The 4327-nt window shown below is 32.2% G+C and carries 1 protein-coding gene; it reads left to right on the forward strand.

The features are described from left to right. A partial coding sequence (locus tag ACFIME_RS06635; protein WP_375684685.1) for a type ISP restriction/modification enzyme occupies positions 1–2632 on the forward strand: 2632 nt, incomplete at its 5' end. Positions 2633–4327 lie beyond the last annotated feature (1695 nt).

Here is a 4327-nt window from a genome sequence, read left to right on the forward strand (position 1 = left end):
CAGTGAGATAAAGCAAGAAGAAGCGATTGAGATGTTAGCGCAACATCTTGTAACGCGTCCCGTGTTTGAAGCCTTGTTTGAGGGCAATGAATTTGTACAAAACAATGCCATTTCGCAAGCAATGGAAAAAATCTTAACAGAACTCGATAAAACAAATATTGAGGAAGAATCCAAAGAATTACAAGAGTTTTATGACAGCGTAAAGTTCCGTGCCTCTGGCATTACCGAACCACAGGCAAGACAAAATCTTATTATCAAACTTTACGAAGATTTTTTTACCAAGGCGTTTAAGAAAACCACGGATAGGCTTGGCATTGTTTATACGCCCGTTGAGGTTGTTGATTTTATCATTCATTCTGTTGATGATGTGTTGCGTAATGAATTTGGAAAAAGCTTAGGGTCACGTGGAGTTTCTATTCTTGACCCTTTCACTGGAACGGGTACCTTTATCACAAGGCTTTTACAATCAAATCTCATAAAACCAGAGGATATGGAATATAAGTTCCGTCATGATATCCATGCCAATGAGATTGTTTTACTGGCTTATTACATAGCTGCCATTAATATTGAATCAACTTATCATAGTCTTATGAAAGGAGATTACATCCCTTTCAAGCATATTGGCTTAACCGATACGTTTCGGATGCTGGAAAAACAAGATTTGATGAAAGGTTTATTAGAGGAAAACAGTGAATATTTAGAGCATCAAAAAAATTTGAATATTGAAGTGATCTTTGGCAATCCTCCTTATTCCGTGGGACAGAAAAGTGCTAATGACAATGCTAAGAACAGTCCTTATCCGCTATTAGATAAACGCATCAGTGACACGTATGCTGCTCAATCGAATGCAAATCTTATGCGAAATCTGTATGATAGTTATATCCGTGCCATTCGCTGGGCTAGTGACCGTATAAAAAAACGTGGTGTTATTGGTTTTGTTTCTGGTTCTGGTTACATAGAAAAACCAGCAATGGACAGTTTACGAAAATCTTTAGCCAAAGAATTTACAAGTATTTATGTTCTCAATCTGAGGGGTGATATTCGTAAAAATATGTTAAGCAATGGGAAGGCTCAAGAAGGACAGAATATTTTTGGTAGTGGTAGTATGACTGGTATTGCCGTGACATTATTTATCAAAAATCCCAATGTTTCTGGAGATTGTAAAATTTATTATCATGACATTGGTGATAATCTTACGACAAAAGATAAACTTTTTGCACTTAATTATTTGGGTAGCATTAATGGTGTCACAAATAAATCAAGTTGGAAAATAATTATACCAGATAAACATGGTGATTGGATAAATCAACGTGATGAGAGTTTTGAGACATTTATAGTCTTAGGGTATAAAAAAGAACACGATAAAAAGCTGTTTGAAATTTTTTCTTGTGGTGTCGTAACCAGTCGTGATGCTTGGGCATACAACTCAAGCCGTAAAGATTTAGCAAAAAATATGAGTGATATGATTGCTTTCTATAACAGCGAAGTAAAACGTTTTAATGATACGCATCCACATGCTGACCGTAAAACACGTAACAATATTGTAAATGATTTTGTTAATACAAATGCTGAAAAGATCAGTTGGAGTCGTGCACTTAAACAAGAGTTGGTAAAAGGAAAGGTTTTTGAATTTGAAGAAACTCGCCTTATTCAAAGTCTTTACCGTCCATTTACACAACAATGGCTCTATTATAATCGTACTTTCAATGAAATGGTTTTACAAATGCCGCGTATATTCCCTATGAGAAAAGCGGTTGATAATAGAGTAATACAAGTTACAGGCATAGGAGCAAGAAGTGGTTTTTCTGTTTTGATGAGTAAGGATTTACCTAACCTTCACGCAATAGATACAGGTCAATGCTTTCCACTCTATATTTACGAAGATAGCATGGTATCAAAAGATAAAAACAAGGAACAATCCCATTTATTTACAAACTCTATAGAGGAAAACAAAACAGCTGGTTTACAGAGGCGTGATGCCATTACAGATGAGGGACTAGCGCATTTTAAAGCTGCTTATCCTAATGAAAAAATCTCTAAGGATGATCTATTCTATTATGTTTATGGGATTTTACACTCAGAAGATTATCGTGCCCGTTATGCTGATAACCTCTCTAAAGAGTTGCCTCGCATCCCTTGTGTAAAAAGCGCTGAAGATTTTTGGAAGTTTGTTAATGCTGGACGTGAACTAGGGCATTTGCACGTGAATTATGAAACTGTAGAGCCTTATCCAGTGACCTTTAAAAAGGGTAATCCAAAACAAACAGAGATCTCTAATCCCGAAAAATTTTATTACGTTACAGAAATGAAATTCGCAAAAATTAAGAATAGTAAGGAAAAGGATAAATCTACAGTTATTTACAACAGCAATATCACAATAACAGACATCCCTCTTGAAGCTTATGAGTATATCGTTAATGGTAAACCCGCTCTTGAATGGGTTATGGAGCGTCAATGTGTAAAGACTGATAAAAAGAGTGGTATTGTGAATGATGCCAATCACTATGCTGTTGAAACCGTTGGCAACCCTGCCTACCCTCTAGAGTTATTTCAAAGGGTTATTACCGTAAGTTTAGAAACAATGAAGATTGTTAAGAACTTACCAAAATTAGAAATAAGAGAAACTGAATAAGCTTATTAAAGCATGCTCACATAATGAGTGTGATAACCTTACAAGCGGTATAAGGTCTTATAACCATAATCTATACCTCTCTTGTTAGATTGCTTACATACAATCCTAATATGCGTTATTCTAAAAATAAGGCTTTGTACTTTTAAATACTCTTATTTGGATTGCCTTTAAAAGATTAAACCGTAATCTAAAATGATAGCTTTATCCTTTTCAAAAGCTTTGTTTAAAGAGGGTTATGTATATTCATTTTCTTATATTACTTATAGGTTTTGAATGTTTCTACCCCCCCAAAACCCTTACAAAACATAGAGCATTAGTTGAATTTATAGGTTGTACTATTGATATAGGTTGTTTTTTGAAAAATTGATAAAAAATAACATATTGAAATATAATGACTTTTATTTTTTATTGAAAAATATGTAAAGGGGGGCGTAAAAAGCACCTCCAAAACTCATAACCATAATGGTCTTGATAGCATTTATTATGATTATAATCCCTTTCTTTTGAAAGGCTTTAAAAGATTATATGCTTTTCATAAGACATGTTTTAATCATTCACTAAATGATCACTTTTGTCGATTCAATGTACTGACATAAACTGACAAATATATATTTACAGTTGTATTTATTTGTTATGGCTGTTTTAATAAGTTGTATTTTGAAAAATTGATAAAACTTAACTTATTGAAATATAATGATTTTAATTTTCTCTCATTTAAAAAAAATGATATAGGTTCTAAAAAGAACTGACAAAAATGACAAAAGTTTATTAAAAGGGATTTTGCTCATCTCTATAATGATCAGTTTCTATTGAGATGTTTTCATAACAGTCTATAAATCGTAATTATCCTATTTATCGTTTCTCTTATGAACATGAAAAATGATGCCATGGCTATAAAGAACATAACAGCTATAGAGAATGCAAAAATGCAAATGAAAGCATTTGTTTATAAAGACAGTCCCTATAAAGGCTGTTAAGTCTAAAATGTATTATTAAAAGAAATTAACAGAAATCTTAAAATTTATTTAGCAACAAAATTGATAGGTTATAAAGTTTAAAATACGCATTATGAGAGCGTTTCTAAATATTATAAATGTATAGATTCAGAAAATAACGCAATCGTTTAATAAAACCTATAATATAGCTTTAAAAGAACATAAATATAAAAGAAACAATTAATAAGCATAAGATATTATCAATACACAACGTATTTAAAAAATAAAAAAAATATCAAAAAAGATAAAATATTATTTGACAATAAATACGTATTTTGCTATATAAATAATCAAGTGCTTAACAACACTAAACAGTAAGCGAATAGGTTGCGATAAACCTAATCCTATTAAAAACTGACTATCTTTTATGCTTTTGTTAGCATATATAGTGATTTTGTCGGGTGTAGTTACACCATACAATACCCATTTATGGGAAAAGTGTAACGACGGACTTACTGCCGTGTTTGTTAGCACCCGGCGCCTCTATAGAGATGCCAATAACAAACATTTAATCAGTAAGGTTTTAATTATGAAAAATATATCAAAAAACACCCCCGTTATCTCTAATATTTCAAATGAAACCACGTCTGTTAATCAACAAGAGCCTGCAAAAAAATATGAATTTATTGATGATTGTGAATATATCGATGGTCATTTCTTAACTCGAATTAGAGCCTTAAGAGATTTTGATGATGTCAAA

This window comes from Bartonella sp. AP1QHHD (assembly GCF_042196265.1).
GTDB lineage: Bacteria > Pseudomonadota > Alphaproteobacteria > Rhizobiales > Rhizobiaceae > Bartonella.